Source organism: Devosia yakushimensis (assembly GCF_030159855.1).
Classification (GTDB): Bacteria; Pseudomonadota; Alphaproteobacteria; order Rhizobiales; family Devosiaceae; genus Devosia; species Devosia yakushimensis.
This window is the reverse complement of record NZ_BSNG01000001.1, coordinates 972,483-991,406: the sequence shown is the minus strand read 5'-3', so window position 1 is coordinate 991,406 and position 18,924 is coordinate 972,483. Positions and strand designations below refer to the sequence as shown.

The 18,924-nt window shown below is 62.8% G+C and carries 22 protein-coding genes; 11 read left to right on the top strand and 11 right to left on the bottom strand.

The window, feature by feature from the left end; translation table 11 throughout:
- Positions 1–150 precede the first annotated feature (150 nt).
- Genes QQL79_RS04745 through QQL79_RS04730 form a run of 4 tightly spaced genes read right to left on the bottom strand, consistent with a single transcriptional unit; the run spans position 151 to position 3,225 of the window.
- Positions 151–1,152, bottom strand: coding sequence for a MotE family protein (locus QQL79_RS04745; RefSeq protein ID WP_284388424.1), 1,002 nt, complete (start codon positions 1,150–1,152; stop codon positions 151–153).
- Entirely contained in the window at positions 1,149–1,577 is a 429-nt protein-coding gene (locus tag QQL79_RS04740) for a DUF6468 domain-containing protein (RefSeq protein ID WP_284388422.1), read from the bottom strand. Before QQL79_RS04740 ends, QQL79_RS04745 begins: the two co-directional genes overlap by 4 nt.
- Positions 1,577–2,734, bottom strand: coding sequence for a flagellar motor switch protein FliM (fliM, locus tag QQL79_RS04735; protein ID WP_284388420.1), 1,158 nt, complete (start codon positions 2,732–2,734; stop codon positions 1,577–1,579). The genes QQL79_RS04740 and fliM overlap by 1 nt, the downstream gene beginning before the upstream one ends.
- Positions 2,734–3,225 carry a flagellar basal body-associated FliL family protein gene (locus QQL79_RS04730; RefSeq protein WP_284388418.1) on the bottom strand — a complete coding sequence of 164 codons (492 nt, stop codon included), beginning with the start codon at positions 3,223–3,225 and terminating at the stop codon, positions 2,734–2,736. Before QQL79_RS04730 ends, fliM begins: the two co-directional genes overlap by 1 nt.
- Positions 3,226–3,507: 282 nt before the next feature.
- Here QQL79_RS04730 and flgF point away from each other — a divergent pair, with 282 nt between their 5' ends.
- From flgF to QQL79_RS04680, 10 genes are all read left to right on the top strand, one after another.
- On the top strand, positions 3,508–4,248 hold the full coding sequence (flgF, locus tag QQL79_RS04725; RefSeq protein WP_284388416.1) for a flagellar basal-body rod protein FlgF: 741 nt from the start codon (positions 3,508–3,510) through the stop codon (positions 4,246–4,248).
- A gap of 15 nt (positions 4,249–4,263) precedes the next feature.
- On the top strand, positions 4,264–5,049 hold the full coding sequence (flgG, locus tag QQL79_RS04720; RefSeq protein ID WP_284388415.1) for a flagellar basal-body rod protein FlgG: 786 nt from the start codon (positions 4,264–4,266) through the stop codon (positions 5,047–5,049).
- A 13-nt stretch (positions 5,050–5,062) separates the two neighbouring features.
- Complete coding sequence (gene flgA, locus QQL79_RS04715) at positions 5,063–6,004, top strand: flagellar basal body P-ring formation chaperone FlgA (protein WP_284388414.1); 942 nt, start codon at positions 5,063–5,065, stop codon at positions 6,002–6,004.
- 14 nt (positions 6,005–6,018) lie between these two features.
- A complete protein-coding gene (gene flgH / locus QQL79_RS04710) occupies positions 6,019–6,756 on the top strand; it encodes a flagellar basal body L-ring protein FlgH (RefSeq protein ID WP_284388413.1) in 738 nt (245 codons plus the stop codon).
- Between the two features lie 201 nt (positions 6,757–6,957).
- Positions 6,958–7,128 (top strand): glycine zipper domain-containing protein, encoded by a 171-nt coding sequence (locus QQL79_RS04705; protein WP_284388411.1) that lies wholly within the window; start codon positions 6,958–6,960, stop codon positions 7,126–7,128.
- A 67-nt stretch (positions 7,129–7,195) separates the two neighbouring features.
- Positions 7,196–8,692 carry a carboxypeptidase M32 gene (locus QQL79_RS04700; protein ID WP_284388410.1) on the top strand — a complete coding sequence of 499 codons (1,497 nt, stop codon included), beginning with the start codon at positions 7,196–7,198 and terminating at the stop codon, positions 8,690–8,692.
- 313 nt (positions 8,693–9,005) lie between these two features.
- Positions 9,006–10,589: an ABC-F family ATP-binding cassette domain-containing protein gene (locus tag QQL79_RS04695; RefSeq protein ID WP_284388409.1), complete on the top strand. Its 1,584-nt coding sequence runs from the start codon at positions 9,006–9,008 to the stop codon at positions 10,587–10,589.
- Positions 10,590–10,726: 137 nt separating this feature from the next.
- A complete protein-coding gene (locus QQL79_RS04690) occupies positions 10,727–11,158 on the top strand; it encodes a curlin (protein WP_284388407.1) in 432 nt (143 codons plus the stop codon).
- Positions 11,159–11,222: 64 nt separating this feature from the next.
- The gene (gene csgH / locus QQL79_RS04685) at positions 11,223–11,621 is read left to right on the top strand and encodes a curli-like amyloid fiber formation chaperone CsgH (RefSeq protein ID WP_284388405.1); all 399 of its coding nucleotides are present in this window, start codon (positions 11,223–11,225) and stop codon (positions 11,619–11,621) included.
- Positions 11,622–11,815: 194 nt separating this feature from the next.
- On the top strand, positions 11,816–12,235 hold the full coding sequence (locus QQL79_RS04680; RefSeq protein ID WP_284388403.1) for a curlin: 420 nt from the start codon (positions 11,816–11,818) through the stop codon (positions 12,233–12,235).
- A gap of 74 nt (positions 12,236–12,309) precedes the next feature.
- Here the strand turns inward: QQL79_RS04680 and dksA are convergent, their stop codons facing one another.
- From dksA to QQL79_RS04665, 3 genes are all read right to left on the bottom strand, one after another.
- Positions 12,310–12,729, bottom strand: coding sequence for an RNA polymerase-binding protein DksA (gene dksA, locus QQL79_RS04675; RefSeq protein ID WP_284388401.1), 420 nt, complete (start codon positions 12,727–12,729; stop codon positions 12,310–12,312).
- Positions 12,730–12,911: 182 nt separating this feature from the next.
- Positions 12,912–13,325 carry a GNAT family acetyltransferase gene (locus QQL79_RS04670; protein WP_284388399.1) on the bottom strand — a complete coding sequence of 138 codons (414 nt, stop codon included), beginning with the start codon at positions 13,323–13,325 and terminating at the stop codon, positions 12,912–12,914.
- Positions 13,326–13,344: 19 nt separating this feature from the next.
- Entirely contained in the window at positions 13,345–14,046 is a 702-nt protein-coding gene (locus QQL79_RS04665) for a TetR/AcrR family transcriptional regulator (protein ID WP_284388398.1), read from the bottom strand.
- 124 nt (positions 14,047–14,170) lie between these two features.
- On the opposite strand from QQL79_RS04665, the gene QQL79_RS04660 reads away from it, so the two are divergent.
- The gene (locus tag QQL79_RS04660) at positions 14,171–14,653 is read left to right on the top strand and encodes a RidA family protein (protein WP_284388397.1); all 483 of its coding nucleotides are present in this window, start codon (positions 14,171–14,173) and stop codon (positions 14,651–14,653) included.
- A 243-nt stretch (positions 14,654–14,896) separates the two neighbouring features.
- On the opposite strand, the gene QQL79_RS04655 is transcribed toward QQL79_RS04660, so the two are convergent.
- The 4 genes from QQL79_RS04655 to QQL79_RS04640 form a co-directional block, all read right to left on the bottom strand.
- Positions 14,897–15,877 carry an SDR family oxidoreductase gene (locus QQL79_RS04655; RefSeq protein WP_284388394.1) on the bottom strand — a complete coding sequence of 327 codons (981 nt, stop codon included), beginning with the start codon at positions 15,875–15,877 and terminating at the stop codon, positions 14,897–14,899.
- A gap of 78 nt (positions 15,878–15,955) precedes the next feature.
- On the bottom strand, positions 15,956–17,221 hold the full coding sequence (gene lysA, locus QQL79_RS04650) for a diaminopimelate decarboxylase (RefSeq protein ID WP_284388392.1): 1,266 nt from the start codon (positions 17,219–17,221) through the stop codon (positions 15,956–15,958).
- 100 nt (positions 17,222–17,321) lie between these two features.
- The gene (locus tag QQL79_RS04645) at positions 17,322–18,020 is read right to left on the bottom strand and encodes a class I SAM-dependent methyltransferase (protein ID WP_284388390.1); all 699 of its coding nucleotides are present in this window, start codon (positions 18,018–18,020) and stop codon (positions 17,322–17,324) included.
- Between the two features lie 174 nt (positions 18,021–18,194).
- Entirely contained in the window at positions 18,195–18,833 is a 639-nt protein-coding gene (locus QQL79_RS04640; RefSeq protein ID WP_284388388.1) for a glutathione S-transferase family protein, read from the bottom strand.
- Positions 18,834–18,924 lie beyond the last annotated feature (91 nt).

Here is an 18,924-nt window from a genome sequence, read left to right as displayed (position 1 = left end):
TCTTCACCGGCCGCTGCCCCGACGCCTACTGACGCGTCTACAGCACCGGCTATTCTTGCCGGAAACACGAAACGCGTGGGTTACACAAACTACGGGGTGCAACCTAACGTGCCGGGCTTAACGGCGGCTTACTCCAATAGTGAGAAAGCCTTACTGACCGACGATCTGTGGCAGCGCCTGCAAATCGTCTGGCGTCATCTCCGCCGCGGGCTGGTCGGCGAGCGCAGCCATGCGCACGGTAAGCTCCTGCGCCCGCGTCGCATTCATTGCCGCCAGGATCGGCGCCATCTTGCGCGGGTTCATCGTCTTGGCCACCCGCAGCAAGACCTCCATGTCCAGTGCATTGAAGATATTGGCGGCGTCGCGCGGCTTCATGGTCTCATACATGGCAACGATGCTGGCGAACTGCCCGGCTTCCATCTCCTGGCGCTGGTCGACCAGGCTCGAAATCTGCGCCTCCAGCGCTTCCAGCGTTGCCTGGCGCTCGGCCACGCGTTGCTCGGCGGCATCCACCAGCGACGCGCGTAGGGCCAGATCCTTCTCGTAGGTTTCAAGTTCGGTGCGCCGCGCTGCCAGCGATTGCAGGATGCTTTCTTCGGTGGCAGAGCCCCCCTGCACATTGGTCATCGGCACGGGCGCGCCGCTGGCGTCAACCTGCATCGGCACGGCATCACCCGAGGGGAAGCAATCCAGGGCCATGGAATCGACGAAACTGCTGGTGGCGGGTTCGGCGGCGCCTTCGGCAGATGCTGCTTCACCATGACCGCCGCCATTCTGCGTTTGATTTACCGCGCCATTCTCATCCAAGGCGGCATCGACCGCGACGCAATTGTCGCCCGATGGCGGCGTGGCAGCGGCATGGTCTTCCGCGGCAGGCGCCGCTGCGGGCGCTGGCGCGCCGTGGCCGCCGCCAGCGGCTTCCGGTTCACCCAGCGTAGGCGCGCTATCCGATAGCGTCGGCGTGGCATCCTCCAGAACCGCCTCGCCAGCCTCCGCCGATACGGCTTCCCCGCCGCCGGTAGCACCCGCCGCCCGTGCCGGGGTCACGCCGGCGAGCACATAGCCGCCATTGGTGACAAGACCGATGGTCTTGAACATCAACAGCGCCGCAATCGCCATGACCACGACAGGAAGCAGGCGAACCGATTTCACGCGGCAACCCCGCGATTGCGCACCCGGGCAGAAAGCTGCTCCAGCGCCGACTGCACCTTGTTGGGCTGTTCCACTGGCTCGACGGCCTGGCTCTGCCGGGCGGCGCTGGTGATCTTGGCGATCCGCTCCATCAGCGCGGTACCCGCCGTGACATGGTTGGCCAGTTCGATGCCGAAGCGCTCAGCTTCCTCGAGCCGCGAATTGAGCGAAAGATCGGCTTCCACCGCAGTCTGCTTGAGCTCCTTGATCGCCTGATTGGCCAGATTGGTCGCCGAAACGAGATCCGCCACCATCTGGCGCATCACGTCCTTGTCGGCATGCAATCGCTTGAGCCGCTGGTTGAGAACCGTGCAATAGCCGATGGTCAGGGCCAGAAGAACGGCAACCGCACCTTCCACAAATATCCCGAGGGGCAAACCGAACATCATCGTCCTTCCGCTGTGTCGTCAAATTCCTCAAAGGCCGCCATGGTCACCTTGGGCGGATTGAGCGGCCGGGTGACCCGAACCGAAACGTGATTGCCGATATGGCCCATAATGGCCTCGGTAAGCTCCACATCCCCGCACCGCAGCCGCACGGGATCGGCGGGCGTGCGCTCGAACATCACCATGTGGCCGGGCTGAAGATTGAGCACGCGCGAGAGCGGCACGTCCTGCTCATGCAGCACCGCTTCGATCTCGACATCGGCCGAATAGATTTCGGTGGCCAGATGACCTTCCCAGATCGGATCGCGACCGAATTTTTCACCCATGAACATCTGCAGCAACTGCTCGCGGATGGGCTCGATGGTGGCATAGGGCAGCAGGATTTCGACCTTGCCGCCACGGTCGTCCATCTCGATCCGGAGCTCGATCAGGATCGCCGCATTGCCGGGCCGGGAAATCGCCGCGAAGCGCGGATTGGTTTCCATGCGCTCGAGCTTGAAATTGACCTGCGTCACCGGCTCGAAGGCGCGGTGGGTGTCATCGAGAATGACCTCGATCATCCGTCGGGCCAGCGCCATTTCGATCGTGGTATAGGGCCGTCCCTCGACGCGTATATTGCCGCCGACCCGGCGGCCGCCCAGCAGCACGTCGATCATCGAATAGATCAGCGAGGAATCGACCGTCAGGAGCCCGTAATTCTCCCATTCCTCGGCCCGGATGACCGACAGGATCGCCGGCAGCGGAATGGAATTGAGATAATCGCCGAACCGCACCGACGAGATCGAATCCAGAGTGACTTCGACATTGTCGGAGGTGAAATTGCGCAGCGAAGTCGTCGTCAGCCGCACCAGGCGGTCGAAGACGACTTCGAGCATGGGCAGGCGCTCATAGCTCACCAGCGCCGAATTGATCAGCGCCTGCACGCCCGTCAGCTCGACATTGCTGCCTACGCTGGCGTCGAACCCGAGCAGGCTGTCGATCTCGTCCTGGTTGAGAACGCGGTCCCCGCTATCGTCCCCCTCGCCCGCCGCGCCCTCGATCATGGCGGCCCATTCGGCGGCGGCCGCGGCTGCGCGCTCCTCTTCGGATTTCGCGGGCGCGACCCCGTCGAGGTCCCAGGTTTCCGACAGCTTGTCTTGGTCCGTGGGTCCAGCCATTACTGCACCAGGATTTCCTTGAAGAGGATGCTTTCGACGCGCTGCGGATAGATGGCGACATTGACCCGCCGGGTCAGCTCTTCCTTGAGGCGATAGATTCCGGCCGAACCCTCAAGATCGCTCTTGCGCAGCTCGCGCAGATAGACCTGGAAGGCATCGGTGACCTTGGCCATGCTGGGCTGGATCGCCGTCATCACATCCTGATTGGCCACTTCAAGCGCGATGCTCAAGCGCATGAAAGACTGCCCGCCGGCCTCATTGCTGAGATTGACCGTCATCGGCGGCAAATTGAAAATGAAGGTATGCGGCGCCTCGGCGGCAGCAGCTTCATGCCCGCTCCCGCTCTCGGCGGAGCTGCCTGACGAGAGGAAATAATAAAGACCCGCCCCGCCCAGCAGGACGACGACCGCGGCAGCTCCAATAATAAGGAAGAGCTTGGGCACGCCCTTTTTACGGGCACCGCCTTCACCGGCTTCTGCTTCAGCGGCCATGCCAACCTGCCAAACACGAGGATTTCCGGACGATTCCGGCTCTGCATCCAGCTAAGCGCCGGATGGTTAACGATTGGTTACAAATGCACCCAAAGCGGCAAAATTTGCCGGGCAGCTTTTGCCGCGCCGGGAAAATCTAAACCGGCAAGGCTAAACGCGCTGAAAGCCTATCTATCTGATTTTATTAAAAATTCCGGTCTGGCATGGTTTCTGCAATGTAAACGGCGAGGCCAAGGCTTGGGGAAGCGGCGGTCTCGGGGACGTTAACACCGGGGATCAGCGATGATCGAAAATGCGCAACTGATCAGCCTCAGCCGGCAGATCGCGCTGCAGCGGCAGATGGATGTGGTGGCCAACAATATGGCCAACATCAACACCACCGGCTTCAAGGCCGAAAACCTGCTGTTTGAAGAATATGTCATGCCGGTCGCCCGCGACCAGAACTTCCCGACGATCAACCAGCCGCTCTCCTATGTGCAGGACTGGGCGACCATGCACGACATGTCGGGTGGCGCCATGGTGCAGACCGGCAACGAGCTGGATGTCGCCCTCAACGGCACCGGCTTTTTCGCCGTGCAGACCGGCGCCGGCGAGCGCTGGACCAAGGCCGGCTCCTTCCAGATCAGCAGCAATGGCACCCTTGTCGACATCAATGGCAACCCGGTGCTGGGCGAAGGCGGCCCGATCCAGTTCGGCCCCGAGGAAACCGGCATCCTGATCGCGTCCGATGGTTCAGTCAGCTCCAGCGCCGGCCCCAAGGACCGGTTGCGTCTCGTTGAATTCGCCAATGCTCAGGACCTGACGCGCGAAGGCAATAACCTCTTTGCCGGCGGCACGCCGCTTGCCGCCACCAATACGCGCGCCATGCAGGGCTTCGTCGAACGCTCCAACGTTTCGGGCGTGTCCGAAATGGCCGAGATGATCCGCGTAACCCGCTCGTACGAATCCATCGCCTCGCTGACGCAGAAGCAGGACGAGCTCCGCCGCTCGGCCATTCAGCGCCTCGGCGATGCCAACGCGTAACCCTGGGGAACAGCCATGAAAGCTCTCTACATCGCATCAACCGGCATGAGCGCTCAGGAACGCAACGTCGAAGTCATCTCCAACAATATCGCCAACATGCGCACGACCGGCTACAAGCGTCAGCGAGCCGAATTCGAAGACCTGCTCTACCAGCAGGTCACCCGCGCCGGCGCGCAGACCTCGGACCAGGGTACGATGGTGCCGGCCGGCCTGGAGATCGGCTCGGGCGTGCGCACCGTCTCGACGCCCCGTGTGATGAGCCAGGGCAGCGTGAACATCACCGAACGCGAGCTCGATGTCGCCATTCGCGGCGAAGGCTTCTTCATGATCACCCTGCCCGATGGCCGCACCGCCTATACCCGCGACGGCTCGTTCGAGCGCGACGCGGAAGGCACGCTGGTCAATTCGAGCGGCTATCCGGTTGAGCCCAACATCACCATCCCGGGCACCGCGACTTCGGTTTCGATCTCGCCCGACGGCCTGGTGCAGGCCTATCTCAACAACGAGACCATCCCGACCCAGCTCGGCCAGCTCCAGCTCGCCCGCTTCGTCAACAAATCGGGCCTGGAATCGATGGGCGACAACCTGTTCCTCGAAACCGCTGCCAGCGGTCCGGCACAGGTTGAAATCCCCAATCAGGATGGCACCGGCAATCTGCTGCAGAACTATCTCGAAATGGCCAATGTCAATTCGGTCACCGAAATCGCCGACCTCATCGCCGCCCAGCGCGCCTACGAGATGAATGCCCGCATCATCTCCGGCGCTGACTCGATGATGCAGGCCACGAGCCAGCTTCGCTAAGGGAGACAGCTAGATGATCCGCACGCTTCTCGCCACCTTCGCCACCGCACTGCTCGCCGGCACCGCATTCGCGGACCCGACGCTCAAGGCCGACATCGCCGTCTCCGCTGCCGTGGTGACCGTCGGCGACATGTTCGAGGACGCCGGCACAGCCGCTGAACAGCCCCTGTTCCGCTCGCCCAAGCCCGGCACCAGCGGCCTCGTGCCCCTCGCCGATATCACCGCCGCAGCAGCGCGGGTGGGCATCGCGACTTTCGATACCAACGGCGTCAGCGCCAGTCGCGTCACGCGCGCCGCCAGCGTCGTCGACGAGGCACGCATCGCCCAGCTCATCGCCGACGATCTGCGCCAGCGCGGCATCATGACCGACGGCATGACGGCCGATACCCTGTTCAATAGCCCTATCGCGCCCATCAACGCCGAACCCGTTGGCACGCCGGCCAGCATAGTGAGCCTGCGCTACCTGCCCGGCACCGGCACGTTCACGGCCCGCCTTGCCATCGCCGGTGAAACTCAGCCGCTGGACGTCACTGGCACGATCGAACTGCTGATCGAAGCCCCCCACCTCAGGGCCAGCCTGCCGGCCGGCACGGTGCTCGGCCCCGACAATATCGAGATGCGCCCGGTCGCACTGCGCTTTGCTGACGGCGCCGGGATCGCCCAGCCGAACCAGCTGATCGGCATGGCCCTTACCCGCCAGAGCCGCGAAGGCATGATGCTCAAGCCCTCCGACGTGACGACACCCCAGATCATCGCCAAGAACCAGCTGGTGACCATCTATTTCCGCAAGGGCCCGATGACGCTGACGGTCAAGGGTCAAGCCATCACCAGCGCCGCGGCGGGCGGCCCGGTCCAGGTGCTCAACCTCGCCTCCAAGCGCCTGATCAACGCCACTGCCATTTCCGCCGGTGCTGTCGAAGTCAGCATCGCTCCCCTTTCCGTCGCCGGCCTCTAGCTCAGGAGCCCCAAATGAAACTCGTCAAACTCGCCACCCTGCTGCTGCTCACCGGCTCGCTCGTCGCCTGCACCACAACCGACCGTCTCGCCAATGTCGGCAAGGCGCCGGTGCTGACGGCCATCGAGGACCCCACCACCATTGCCGGCTACCAGCCGGTGCGCATGCCCATGCCTGAGGCGATTGCCGATACCTACCAGCCCAACTCGCTCTACCGCACCTCGGCTCGCGGCTTCTTCAAGGATGAGCGCGCCCATCGCATCGGGGACATTCTCACCATCGTCGTCACCATCAATGACAGCGCCCAGATCGACAACACGACCAATTCCAGCCGCAGCGCGTCCAACACCGCCGGCATGGGCGGTATTCTGGCCACGGTCATCAACCGCGGCTCAGGCGGCAATATCGACCCGTCCGCCGCCGTCGACTTCACCTCCGGCATGGCCAATAAGGGCGCCGGATCGGTCAACCGCTCGGAAAGCCTGGAGACTTCGGTTGCAGCCGTCGTCACGCAGATTCTGCCCAATGGCAATCTGGTGATCGAAGGCCGCCAGGAAGTGCGGGTGAACTTCGAGGTCCGCGACCTCATCGTCACCGGCATCGTGCGCCCCTCCGATATCCGCGCCAACAATACCATCCCCTCGGCCAAGATCGCCGAAGCCCGCATCTCTTATGGCGGCCGCGGCCAGATCACCGATGTCCAGCAGCCCCGCTATGGCCAGCAGGTGATGGACGCAATCCTCCCCTTCTAGACCGGTCCCGAATTCCCGCCGCGCATTCCCCCAATGGTGCGGCGGGTTCTCCCCGGCGGGGCCCAGAAGGACCCCGCCTGGCCGGCTCCAGAACGGACGCCGGCCTTCCCCAAGGCGCAGTCTCCCCGGCTGCGCCTTTCCCCTTTTTTTGTGGAACCCTGGGCGCCTCGAGCAGTTGGTCTGCAAGACGGGAGCAGCATCATGAGCACCAGCATGGGCATTGCCCTGGGCATAGCCATCGGCGCCGGTATCGGCATCGCCCTCGACAATCTCGCATTGGGAATTGGCATCGGCATCGCAATCGGCGCTGGCCTGGGCGCCGCTTACGGCGGGCGGAAAGACAAGCCGCTCCCGCCGCCGGATGACGACTAGTAGCGCGCACGGCTTGCCCTAGCCGCTGAGCTATGGAACACCTCTGGTCGCAAACCGGAGCCTGCCCATGTCCTTCCAGAAACTCGACGATCTCGGCCGCAAACTCGAAGCGCTGGAGCATGCGCTGTCCATCCTTGGCGCCGACGAGGCCACCCATATGGCGGTTGGCGGCGGCGAAAAGCGGGCCGAGGCCATGTCCAACCTGGCCGGACTCTACCATGCCCAATCCACCGCGCCGGAAATCGCCGACTGGATCGAAGCGGCCAAAAAGGAAGTCGAATCCGAAGATCAGAAACTGGCCTTGGGCGAGTTCCAAAAGACCTATATCAACGCCACGTGCCTGCCCACCGAGTTCGTCGAACGCAAGACCGCCGCCACCATGCGCTCCGAACAGCTCTGGCGCGAATTGCGCGCCAAGAATGACTGGGACAGCTTTCTGCCGGCGCTGGAAGGCGTTGTCGCCCTGGTGCGCGAGGAAGCACAATTGCGTGCCGACGCGCTGAAACTCGCGCCCTATGACGCGCTGATGGAGCAATATGATCCCGGCAACCGCACGGCCGATCTCGACCTGGTGTTTGGTGATCTCAAGAGCTTCCTCACGGGTTTCGTGCCCGAAGCCCTGGCGGCCCAGGAGCAGCGGCTGGCCAAGCGCCCGCGCAAGGTGCTGAGCGGCCCCTACCCAATCGAAAAGCAGCGCGAACTTGGCCTTGCTGCCATGCGCGCCGTGGGCTTTGATTTCACCCATGGCTCGCTGGCCGTGTCGCACCACCCCTTCTGCGGCGGCGTGCCGACCGATGTGCGTATGACCACGCGCTATCGCACCGACGAATTCCTCTCCTCGCTGATGGGCGTGCTGCACGAAACCGGTCACGCACTTTATGAGCAGGGCCTGCCCAAGGCATGGTCGCATTGGCCACTGGGCAAGGCCCGCGGCATGGGCATCCACGAGAGCCAAAGCCTGTTCGTGGAAATGCAGCTCTCGCGCAGCCCGGAATTCTGGGAATTCACCCTGCCCCTGGTGCATCTGCATCTGGGCGAAGACGCCATTCCCGGCTGGGAAATTACCGATATCCTCAGCGAGGTGAACCATGTCGAGCGCGGCTATATCCGCGTCGATGCCGACGAGGTCACCTACCCGCTCCACGTCATCCTGCGCTACGAGCTGGAACAGGACCTGGTCAATGGCAAGCTGGAAGCCAGCCAGATTCCCGAGGCCTGGGACGCCAAGATGACCGAATATCTGGGGCTTTCGACATTGGCCGATCCCAAGGATGGCCCGATGCAGGACGTCCATTGGCCGGGCGGTGCCTTCGGCTATTTCCCCAGCTATACCCTGGGTGCCATGATCGCGGCGCAGCAATGGGCGGCGCTGGAAAAGGTGCAACCGAGCGTGCGCGAGGATATTCGCAAGGGCGACTTCACCGGCGTCAATCAATGGCGCAGCGACAATATCTGGACGCAGGGCTCGCGCTGGTCGACGCCGGACCTGATTACCCGCGCCACGGGCGAACCGCTGAACGCGGACTTCTTCAAGGCGCATTTGAAGAAGCGGTATCTGGCGTAGTTTTGCAGCTGGATCAAAGCGATAGAGGCGATAGCGGAATCAGTTTCTGCCAGACCGAATATCCCCACCGTCGTCATCACCCGGCTTGTCCAGGTGATCCACCTTTCCGCGCGCGCTGAAGCATGGATTGCCCGGACAAGCCGGGCAATGACGGTATGGGTTTCCTCTCAACACGAGGGCCCGCCACCAGCCAAACTTGACATCTCCACCACCCTGCCTATCTTCAGCCCACCCGCAGCACAGACCGGACGGTACCCAATGGATTCGACGATGACCGACTGCCTCATCCGCATCGCTCATTCGGAATCCGTCCATGCCCGCCTCCATTACGCTGCACCAACTTTCCTATTCCACGCCTGACAACCAGCCGCTTTTTTCCGGTCTCGACCTCAGTTTCGGCAACGAACGCACGGGGCTGATTGGCCGTAACGGCACGGGCAAATCCACCCTGCTTCGCCTGATCCTGGGGGAGCTGACGCCTGTTTCGGGCTCGGTCAGCGTCACGGGCACGCTTGGCGTGCTCGAGCAATCGGTGCGGGTCGATCCCACTGAAACCGTGGCCGATCACCTCGATATTGCCGGCGAACTTGATCGGCTCGATCGTCTCGAACAGGGGCTTGGCACGGCCGAAGATGCCGGCGAAGCCGATTGGACCCTGCCCGGCCGCATCGACGCGGCCCTTGCCGATGTGCACCTGCCCGCTCTCGATCCCGGCCGCCTGCTCTCCACACTGAGCGGCGGCGAGCGAACGCGGCTGTCGCTGGCCCGGCTGATCCTCGCCAAGCCGGACATGATCCTGCTCGACGAGCCCACCAACAATCTCGATGCTGACGGGCGCGAAGCGGTCGTCGATCTGCTGCATCGCTGGCGCGGTGGGGCAATCGTGGTCAGCCATGACCGGGCGCTGCTGCGCGAAATGGACGCCATTGTCGAGCTTACCAGCCTCGGCGCCAAGACCTATGGCGGCAATTGGGACCATTATAGCGAACGCAAGGCATTGGAACTGTCGGCTGCCGAGCATCAGCTGGCATCGGCCGAGCGCAAAGTGGCCGAGGTCGACCGCAAGATCCAGGCAGTTGCGGAACGCAAGGCCCGCAAGGACGGCGCCGGCAAGCGCAAGGCGGCCAAGGGCGACATTCCGCGCATCATGCTGGGTGGTATGAAGGAGAACTCGGAAAATACCAGTGGCGGCAATACGCGGCTAGCCAACCGCCTGCGCGGCGAGGCGGCAGAAGCCGCCAGCGAAGCCCGGGCGCAGGTGGAAATCCTGACCCCGCTCTCCGTCACGCTGACCCCATCCGGCCTTCCGGCCGGCCGGACGGTATTGCAGGCGGACGCTCTGAGCGGTGGCCCCGTGCCTGAAATCCCGGTCGTGGCCAATGCCTCGTTCGGCATTATCGGGCCGGAGCGTGTCGCCATTACCGGGCCCAATGGCTCAGGCAAGACGACGCTGTTGCGGCTGCTGACCGGCACGCTCGCGCCCACGAGCGGCGTGGCCCGGATATTGGTGCCCTATGCCCTGCTCGACCAGACGGTGAGTCTGCTCGATCCCCAGCTCAGCATTCGCGACAATTTCCGCCGCCTCAACCCCGAGGCGGACGAAAATACCGGCCGGGCGGCGCTGGCCCGATTCATGTTCCGCGCCGATGCGGCATTGCAAAAGGTGGGCACGCTCAGTGGCGGAGAGACCCTTCGCGCGGGGCTCGCCTGCACCATTGGCGGCAACAACCCGCCGCAATTGCTGATTCTGGACGAGCCCACCAACCATCTCGATATCCACGCTATCGAGCAAGTGGAAGCGGGCCTGCGCGGCTATGACGGCGCACTTCTGGTGGTCAGCCATGACCGCGATTTCCTCGACGCCATCGGCATCGAGCGGGAGATCGTGCTGGCATAGACCGGCCCGGATGCACTTTTCCAACAATGAACGGAATCTGAATCGCGGGTTCAGTCAGCGTTCCGGCGCGCCTGTTTAAGCCAATAGTCATCGGCAGAAAGCGCTCGGAGGGAGCGCCGCCAAACAGGAGAAGTCAAATGAAGCGCATCGTCATCACCACCGCCATCGCCGCCGTTCTCGCCGTCACCGCCGCACCCGCCATGGCCGCCGGTGTCTGGGTCAACCAGTGGGGCTTCGGCAATGCCGCCGGCGGCAACCAGGCTGGCTGGAACAACAGCCTGGGCATCGACCAGACCGGCAACTGGAACTCGGCCGTCGGCCAGCAGTTCGGCCACAACAATGTCGGCGCCATCGGTCAGCAGGGCAATAACAACTATGCCGATACCTGGCAGCACGGCAACGGCAATGCGGCCGGTGTCGGCCAGTTCGGCGACAATCACACCGCGATCCTGACCCAGGACGGCAATGGCAACGTCGCCGCCGGTGTGCAGGTCGGCAATGGCTGCAATGCCAATGTCACCCAGGCCGGTGCCGGCAATGTCACCGCCTTCGTGCAGGCCTGCCCCTGATGCCTGACGACCCGCGGCCGGAAGGGCTTCCCCTTCCGGCTCATCCTAGAACGGGAGACAAAAAATGATCAGCTTTGACAAACGCTTAGGTTTTATCCCCGCCCTGCTCGGCCTGGGCCTCGCGGCCTTCGCCGTAACCGGTGGACAAGCGGGAACGACCACGTCCAGCGGCCCGGTGCAGTGCGGCGTGACCTCGACCACCCAGAACGGCATGCTGATGCTGGAGGGCGCGGTGCATACCGATGTGGCGGTCAACGGGTCCTACCAGTTCCGGCTGCAGAGTTCGGGTTCGGGCGGCAATACCAATATCAGCCAGGGCGGGAATTTCGCTATCGGCGCCAACGAGATAGCGACGCTCGGCAAGGTCATGGTCAATGCCGGATCGCGGTATGACCTGGTCTTCGAGGTGACCGCCAATGGCAAGAAACTCGATTGCGATCAGGAGCTTGTCACCAAGCTTTGATTCAAAACCCGATACGCCGTCCAACAGGGCTTCAGTTCGCTGAAGCCCTTTTTCATGCGTTAGCACGAGCGGCGAATTTGTGCACAGACTGTGAACGTTGACTGAACATATCGCTCCGGATCGGTTCACGCACACTCCTGCATTCTTGGGTCATCAGCTGGAACAAGCCAGCACCAACAAACAGGAGAGACGCCATGACCACCAAGATCATCAAGACCACCCTTGCCGCCCTTGTCGCTGCCGCCATCGGCGTCGCCGCGATTGCCAGCCCTGCCACCGCCGGCGGCCAGGTCTCCATCAGCTATGCCCCCACCGATCCCGATGAAGCCCAGGCACTGGGCCTGGGGCTTGGCCTCTATTCGCTGTTTCAGGGGATGAATACCACGGGCGCCAATGTCAGCCAGCACGGCAATGGCAATTCCGCCGGCGGCAGCCAGACCGGCTCGGGCAATAACGGTGTCATCGTGCAGGATGGCAATGGCCACAACGGCACGATCCATCAAAATGGCAACAATAATAGCTGCGGCCTGTTCCAGTTCGGCCAGAACACCAATGGCTCCTGCATGCAGAACGGCAATGGGCAGTCCAGCATCACCGGCGTCTTCGGCTTCTGAGCCCGTGCCGGCCAAACAATAAGGGCCCGCTGCGGCAGCGGGCCCTTAATTGTGTTCAGCGCGGCGCCATCGGACTATTCGTCGCGATAGACCTTCTCGCGGCGCTCATGCATTTCCTGGGCTTCCAGGCTCAGCGTAGCGGTCGGCCGGGCATCGAGCCGGGCCAGGCCGATCGGATCGCCGGTTTCCTCGCAATAGCCATAGGTGCCATCGTCAATGCGCTTGAGCGCGGCATCGATCTTGGAAATCAGCTTGCGCTGGCGGTCACGGGTACGCAGCTCCAGCGAGCGATCGCTTTCCGAACTGGCACGATCGGCCATATCGGGATGGTTCTGGCTTTCTTCTTGAAGATTTGCGAGCGTTTCGCGGCTTTCGCGCAGGATCTCATCCTTCCACGAATTCAGCTTCGCCCGGAAATACTCGCGCTGGCGCGAATTCATAAACGGCTCGTCGTCACTGGGCCGGTATTCAACTAGGTCAACAACCGAAGACATCAGCAGACTCAACTCCAATGCACCCCTAAGGCGGCCTATATATGCGCGTGAGCCCCACCGGGCAAGCACGCAAATGACCCGGTGGACAACGTGGCAAAGTGCCGCCGCGCAAGGCGCATACCCCACAAAGGACAACAGTTTGATGACCGGGGCCTGCCGATGCCGGGAGGGAGCGGACGCGCTTAGCGCCGCAGCAGCTTGCTCATGCTGATGCGAGGCTCGATGCTGTAGCCCGACCGCTCGTAAAACGAGACCGTCGCGGCATTCGATTCCACGACCTGCAAATTCACCTTGACGCAGCCCAATGCGGCAAGGCGGTGCTCTGCCTCGGCGAGAAGATCGCGGCCAACACCACGGCCTCGATGCGATGCCAATACGGCGATGCGCGAAATCCATCCCCGATGGCCCTCATAGCCAGCCATGACCGAGCCGACGACAGAGGCGCCATCAAGGGCAACCAGCATCAAATCCGGCTGAAATCTCAGCTTTTCGGCAATCGAGTCTGCCGCCGCATTCCAAGGCGCGTCATTGGGGAAGGCTTCCGCCCACAAGGCGCTGACGCCGGAAAAATGCTCGCTGCCATATGGAGTTATCAATATCATTGCCAAACCGGATTTACGTGGGTGTGGTCTTGGGGGCGAGGCCGGAGAGCAGGAAATCGAGGCCGTCCCGGAAGGCGCCGTCCCAGTCGCTATCGAGCAGCAGGCGCGAGCGCTCGATGGTCGGATAACGCTCGCTGAGGCCTGCAAGGCTTTGCTGGGCGGCGGCCAGGTCGTCGGCCGACCGCTCGAAGCTGCCGCGGGTGATGGTGGCGCCCATGACATAGTTCCAGAGCGACCATATCGCCGCGTTGAGATCGGCTTCGGCCACGCCGGCACGGCTCAGGGCCCTGCCAAGCAATTCCAGGCGGCAAAGAATATTGGGGCCAAGGGCCCGGCGCGGCAGGAGCGATACCGACCAGGGATGGCGCAGCATGCTGGCGCGCCAATCTTCCAGCATGTGCAGGACTTCTTCGCGCCAGTCCTGCGCCCCGGCTGGTGATTGCCCGGCGCGATATTCGAGCACGGCATCAAGCGCCAGATCGAAAACGGCTTCCTTGTTGTCGACATGCCAATAAAGGCTCATGGCGCCCGCGCCAAGGCGATCGGCCAATTTGCGCATGGTCAATCCGCCAATGCCATCGGCGTCCAGCAGGTCTACCGCCGTCGCCACGATACGATCGAGGGACAGGGCCGGCTCGCTGCCTGTTTCTGGCGCAGGCCGAGGCGCCGCACTGTTCCGCGGCTTGCGCTGGCTCCCGGTGGGTTTGGCTGGCATTCGTCTTCCTCACGTGATCGCAAACCGATTTTGGCCGCCGGCACTGGAAATGTCGATGCCGGGCGATTGACTCGTACATGGTACGAGTGCAAGTTTATCGTACAACGTACGACAAGAGCAAATCATGTCACACACGATCAAACACCTGCTTGCCGGAGGACTAATCATCATGACCATGGGAGCCCCCGCCGCGATGGCGGCGAACGACCTCCAACTGACCATCGTGAACCCGCCAAATCTCGGCGACCCGACGCCGAACGGCTACAGTACGGCGGTGATCGTGCCGCGCGAGGCTCGGATTGCCTATATTTCGGGTCAGGGCGGCCAGGACAGCACGGGCGCCCTCTCGCCCGACTTCGCCGCCCAGGTCAAACAGGCCTATGCCAATCTCGGCGTGGCGCTGGATGGGCTGGGGGCACGTCCCGACCAGGTCGCCAAGCTGACGGTCTATGTGGTGGACCATGACATGTCCAAACTCGAAGTGCTGACCAGGAACGTCACGGAAATGTTCGGCGAGACGCTGCCGGCGCAGACCCTGGTTCCGGTTCCCAAGCTGGCCATCGACCCGATGCTGTTTGAGGTCGAAGCCGTTGTGATGCTGGACTGAGGCGGGGCGTCGTTCAGGGTTGAGGGAGCCCTCGGTGCGGTCATAAGCGCGACGTCATCCCGGCGAAGGCCGGGATCCATGCTGCGGACCATCCACCACGCTGATGGTCGTGGAGAGATGTGGACATGGATTCCGGCCTTCGCCGGAATGACACCCTGCGTGTTGTGATTCCGAGTGAACTTCCCGAGGGAGGTCAGCTTTTTCGCGTACGCGAAAAGGGCCGGGATCGAGGCTCTCAGAATATTAGCCCAGCGCCGTCTGGTCGCGGCAGATTCGGTCGACCAAGGCGTCGAACTCGCCCTTGGGCGGGCGATTGGCGGCCAGGCGCTGTTTCAGGTGCTGGATCGGCTCGGCCAGGATTTCATCGAGGCTTTCGGCGCAGGTAAAGTCGCCGGCGACGCTCTTGACCTTGGAATTGTCGAAAATCGCAGTCCAGGCCTTGTCTCCGGTCAAAGGGCCGACCCATTCCGGATTGTAGCGGACCAGCGTATCGGTCGGCACATGCACGATCTTGGCCTCGACGCCCAGCAGGCGGGCAATAGCCTTCTGGATATCGTCCCAGATATGGGCACGATCATTGGTGATGTGGAAGACGTCGTTGAGCGCAGCCTTGTTGCCGAAGAGCCCGACAAACGGCACCGCGAAATCGACCGAACGGGTCAAGGTCCAGGGCGTGTGGCCGTCGCCGGCGACAATTGTCGGCTCGCCATCGAGCATGCGCCGCGCCATGATATCGCTGTCGCCCATCATGATGGGCAGGCCGGTGCGGACGGTGTGGCTCGGGCGCACAATGGTCCAGTCGAGGCCCTGGCTCTGCTGCAGCAGCTTTTCGCAGGCAATCTTGGCCTGGCTATAGGGCCAGTAGGGATTGATCGCCGGTGTCTTCTCGGTGATCACATAATGGCTCGCCGGCTTTTCATAGACCGAGGCGGACGAAATGAAGATGTATTGCCCGCAATGGCCGGTGAAGATCTCGATATCCCGCGCCACCTGATCGGGTGTGAAGGCGATGAACTGGCACACGACATCGAAATTGGCCTTGGCCAATTCGGCATATTCAGGGCCGGCCAGCTCGCCGATGATGGATGTAACGCCCGCGGGCAAGGCGCTTTCCCGCTTGCCGCGATTATAGACGCTGACAGAGTGCCCTTGCGAGACGGCGCGCTCAACGCATGGATATGAAATCTGGCCGGTGCCGCCGATGAAAAGAATGCTCAGTGCCATCTGAAAATACCTTTGCGGGAAAAGAACCAGATCGATGCTAGCCCAAAGGCACCGGCATGGCGAGGCAAGCCGATGGCTTCACACCACCCCGCCATCGGCTTCGAGATCCAGCAATTGCTCGATGCTCTGGCGTTTGCGGATGACCGAAAGCACACCCTCGTCCAGCATGACTTCGGGCGCCAGCGGCCGCGTATTATAGTTCGATGACATGGTGGCGCCGTAGGCCCCCGCATCGCGCAGAATGGCAAAGTCTCCCACCTGGGGCAGCGGCAGATCGCGGAACTCGACAAAGCCGCCATCATGCTGGGTAAAGACGTCTCCGGCCTCGCAAAGCGGCCCGGCAACGGCGATGGGCCGGGGCTCACCGGCGACCGGCGCGCCGGTATTCGTCACGAAGCAGATTTCATGGTGGCTGCCGTAAATGATAGGGCGGGCCAGCTCGTTGAAGCCGGCATCGAGAAGTACAAAATGCTTGTCGGCCACTTTTTTGACAGCGCGTATCTCGGCAATGAGCAGCCCGGCATTGGCCACCAGATAGCGGCCTGGCTCCAGTTCGAGGCGAAGCGGGCCACCGGTGATCTGCTCGGCCGCGAGCCGGGTCTTGTTCCACGCCGCATAATATTCGGCGATATCGATCTCGGGCTCCCCCGCCCGATAGGGCACCGAAAGCCCTCCGCCCGCCGAGATCGCATGAAGCGGCCGGTTGGCGCGGCGCACGGCGTCGAGCATGCTGTCGCAGACCCGGTGCAGATGGCCATAGTCGACGCCCGAGCCGATATGCATGTGAAGGCCAACCACGGAGAGCCCGTATTCATCCGCGAGACGCAGGCTATCCTCGAGTTCCTCGTGCCAGATGCCGTGCTTGCTCGAGGGGCCACCGGTATTGGTCTTGCGATTGTGGCCATGCCCGAATCCCGGATTGAGCCTGAGCCAGATCGGATGTCCCCGCCGCGCCCGGCCCACTTGCCGCAACATGTCGGGCGACCCGCAATTGACCGGAATGCCGAGTTCGACGACACGGGCCAGCGTCGCCTCGTCGATAATGTCGGCGGTAAAGACGATCTCATGCGCGTCCGTGCCGGGCACATAGCCGGCCCGCAGGGCCCGTTCGATCTCGCCGAGCGAAACCGCATCGACCATCACGCCCATGGACCGGAGCAGGCGCAGGATATGCGTGTTGCTATTGGCCTTCTGGGCATAGCGCACGCAATCGAACGCTGCCAATTGCCTGGCGCGCTGCCGGATCGGCTCGGCCTCGTAAAGCCAGAGCGGCGTGCCCAAGGAACGTGCGGAAGTGAGTGCGGCGTCGATCAGCTCCGGCCGCAGGGATTGTGGTCTCGTCACGAACAGGGTCTTCCGTCTGGATAAATGGCCGAATGTGTTTAGGCCAAGCCTTGCATGAGGGAAAGCGGGGGTGATGCGCCGGCGGCGCGGCGGGCGACACTCACGCCGCCTTGATGCTCCCCCAGACCAGCCTGGTACGCACCCGATATGTCAGGCGGCCTTCGCTCGCATGCGGCCGCAGCACGTCCGCAAGCTCGCCATCAAAGTCCCTAAGACGGGAGCCCAGTTTCGACGGCGCGAATGTATCGCGCGAATGCTGGCAACCGATGAAGTCCGCAACGCTCTGCTCGAAAGGCTCGGACAGGAAATACTCATCGCCCCTTATGTCGAGATAACCGGCATAACTGTCCCAGTACCGGGCCTTGCCGGGCGGATCGAACGGCTCCCCGGTAATCACCAGCACCCATTTTGCGAGGAAGCCGAGCCAATCGGCGTGCCATGGCGGCTCGAAAGCGTCGTCCCCCGAAACAACCGCGAAAGCATGCCCGGCACCCGCATGCGCCCTGAGGCGCGGAAAGAGGCGGGCATGATCCATCCAGTGGATGCTCGCTGCTGCAACGATCAGGTCGAACCGGTGTCCCTGGATGGGGAATTCCTCGGCAAAGCCCTCTATCCAGTCGATATTGGATGCGGTGCCACCCGGCAGGGATTGGCCCAGCGCAAGCATGTTCCGGGACGGATCGACCGCAATTACCCTGTCGAAATGCCGGGCCAGCGGACGCGCAATCTTGCCCGGCCCGCAGCCGATATCGAGCAGGCAAGCCCGGCCCGGGGCGATCTCGACGAGTTTCAGGAACAAGGACTGAGGGTAAGGCGGGCGAAAAACGTAGTTCTCAACAACATCGGCTTCCTCAAAGGAAGCACCTGCTCGTCCACTCATCAGACCCCCGTTCTGGCGCCGAAAGCGGCCACCAGAACCGAGCTATAGCAGCCGATTGGGACATTTGTGAAACACATATCCCGGGAAGCAAAGCTAGCTGTTGGCCTGCGCCTTTTGCGCGGCGAAGGCGCGTTGATAGGCGGCGCGCCCCTCGGCTCGGGCGCAATAGGCCGCAAGGCTGGGAAATTCATCCAGAATGCCCGGCGGGCGCACCCTGAGCAGCGCGTGGACCATCATCAGATCGCCTGCGCTGAACGCGCCGTCGAGCCAATCGGCATCGCCAAGACGCGCGGAAAGCTGACGCAGCCGGTCGCGGATGCGATCCGTGACGAGCGGCATGCGCTGCTCGAACCAGGGCTTGTCCCCCTCCCCGAACCGGAGGGTCTGCAATTCGAGTATCGGCGGCTCCACCGTACCGATCGCGGCAAACATCCAGGTGATGGCGCGCGCCCGGGCATTGGCATCGTCCGGCAGCAGGCCGGGATGCTGCTCGGCGATATGAAGCACGATGGACCCGGACTCGAACAGGACAAGATCGTCCTCCTCATAGGTGGGTATCTGCCCGAAAGGTTGTCGCGCCAGATGCTCGGACTGCTTCATCTGGGCGAATGAAACCGGCCGGACCGCATAGGATTGGCCGACTTCTTCAAGTGCCCAGCGGACGCGCATATCGCGGGCCAGCCCTATGCCCTTATCGGGGGATCGTTCGAAGACTGTGATGGTAATGGTCATTTTGCAGCTCCCGATGTCTGGTCAGCGCCCTCGTGCCCTGCCCTTACTGCATCGACGAACGGCCGGAGCGGACTTCGACAGCCAAGCGCAA

Coding starts and splice junctions, on each gene's coding strand:
- QQL79_RS04740 (WP_284388422.1), bottom strand. CDS start 1,577: ATGTTCGGTTTGCCCCTCGGGATATTTGTGGAAGGTGCGGTTGCCGTT.
- fliM (WP_284388420.1), bottom strand. CDS start 2,734: ATGGCTGGACCCACGGACCAAGACAAGCTGTCGGAAACCTGGGACCTC.
- QQL79_RS04730 (WP_284388418.1), bottom strand. CDS start 3,225: ATGGCCGCTGAAGCAGAAGCCGGTGAAGGCGGTGCCCGTAAAAAGGGC.
- flgF (WP_284388416.1), top strand. CDS start 3,508: ATGATCGAAAATGCGCAACTGATCAGCCTCAGCCGGCAGATCGCGCTG.
- flgG (WP_284388415.1), top strand. CDS start 4,264: ATGAAAGCTCTCTACATCGCATCAACCGGCATGAGCGCTCAGGAACGC.
- flgA (WP_284388414.1), top strand. CDS start 5,063: ATGATCCGCACGCTTCTCGCCACCTTCGCCACCGCACTGCTCGCCGGC.
- flgH (WP_284388413.1), top strand. CDS start 6,019: ATGAAACTCGTCAAACTCGCCACCCTGCTGCTGCTCACCGGCTCGCTC.
- QQL79_RS04705 (WP_284388411.1), top strand. CDS start 6,958: ATGAGCACCAGCATGGGCATTGCCCTGGGCATAGCCATCGGCGCCGGT.
- QQL79_RS04700 (WP_284388410.1), top strand. CDS start 7,196: ATGTCCTTCCAGAAACTCGACGATCTCGGCCGCAAACTCGAAGCGCTG.
- QQL79_RS04695 (WP_284388409.1), top strand. CDS start 9,006: ATGCCCGCCTCCATTACGCTGCACCAACTTTCCTATTCCACGCCTGAC.
- QQL79_RS04690 (WP_284388407.1), top strand. CDS start 10,727: ATGAAGCGCATCGTCATCACCACCGCCATCGCCGCCGTTCTCGCCGTC.
- csgH (WP_284388405.1), top strand. CDS start 11,223: ATGATCAGCTTTGACAAACGCTTAGGTTTTATCCCCGCCCTGCTCGGC.
- QQL79_RS04680 (WP_284388403.1), top strand. CDS start 11,816: ATGACCACCAAGATCATCAAGACCACCCTTGCCGCCCTTGTCGCTGCC.
- dksA (WP_284388401.1), bottom strand. CDS start 12,729: ATGTCTTCGGTTGTTGACCTAGTTGAATACCGGCCCAGTGACGACGAG.
- QQL79_RS04665 (WP_284388398.1), bottom strand. CDS start 14,046: ATGCCAGCCAAACCCACCGGGAGCCAGCGCAAGCCGCGGAACAGTGCG.
- QQL79_RS04660 (WP_284388397.1), top strand. CDS start 14,171: ATGTCACACACGATCAAACACCTGCTTGCCGGAGGACTAATCATCATG.
- QQL79_RS04655 (WP_284388394.1), bottom strand. CDS start 15,877: ATGGCACTGAGCATTCTTTTCATCGGCGGCACCGGCCAGATTTCATAT.
- QQL79_RS04640 (WP_284388388.1), bottom strand. CDS start 18,833: ATGACCATTACCATCACAGTCTTCGAACGATCCCCCGATAAGGGCATA.